This window comes from Frankia canadensis (assembly GCF_900197875.1).
Lineage (GTDB): Bacteria > Actinomycetota > Actinomycetes > Frankiales > Frankiaceae > Frankia > Frankia canadensis.
In genome coordinates this window covers 1-795 of record NZ_FZMO01000494.1, presented here as the reverse complement: position 1 = coordinate 795, position 795 = coordinate 1, and the positions used below count along the sequence as shown (strand labels likewise).

The 795-nt window shown below is 71.6% G+C and carries 1 protein-coding gene; it reads right to left on the bottom strand.

Going from position 1 to position 795, the window contains the following annotated elements; genetic code table 11:
- Positions 1-795, bottom strand: a 795-nt coding sequence (locus C1A33_RS26780) for an ISAs1 family transposase (RefSeq protein WP_243407982.1), incomplete at both ends; no start/stop codon positions are given.

Genomic DNA, 795 nt, shown 5'->3' with positions numbered 1-795 from the left:
GGCGAGGTGGCGGGGGTGGGCCTGTTCGGCGGGCAGGCTGGTGACCAGGTAGAACACCTCGTCGGACACTGTCGGCTTCGAGGTGACGGTCTTCTTGCGCCGGGTCCGTCGGCGCAGCTCGACGACCTGTTTCGTGCCCCGGAAACCGACGAGCGCCGGCGTGGTGACGGTCAGAGCCTTCAGCGAGCGGACCTCGGTCCGGCCGTGGGCCTTCTCGGTCGTCGTGACCAGGTCCGGTGACCGGTCCCAGGGCAGCCGGGTGAGGTTCGTGTGGACAGTCGACTGGTTTCCCTTGATCACGAAAAGCCATTGGCCGCCCCTGGACCGGATCTTCCGGGCGAGCCGGGTGTGGGAATGCAGCGAGTCCACCGTGACCAGGACATCGGTCAGGTCGAGCCGGCCGACCAGCGTCTCGACCGCGGCGATCTCGTCGCCGCCAACGACCCGCTGGTGGCCGGCGGCGATCCCGGTGTCGTGCCAGACCGCCTCGACGACCGCTTCCTGGCTCATCGCCCCGGTCTCGGTGAACGACCGGGCGCCCTTGAGGGTCTTCCCGTCGAGGGCCAGCCCCCGCGGCCCGGCCGGCGGGTCCGCCACCGCCGTGGCCCGGGCGATCCAGCCCGAGAGCGCCTTGTCCAGCGCGACCGGGTCAGCGCGCTCGACCAGGCGCCGGATCGTCCGCTCGGACGGCACCCCACGGCGCAGCCCGAAGGGCGGGGAGTAGGTCCACGGGCAGGTCGACCGCCCATTCCCAGACCGCGGCGAAGGTCTGCTGACCAGCCAGAACACCGGCGA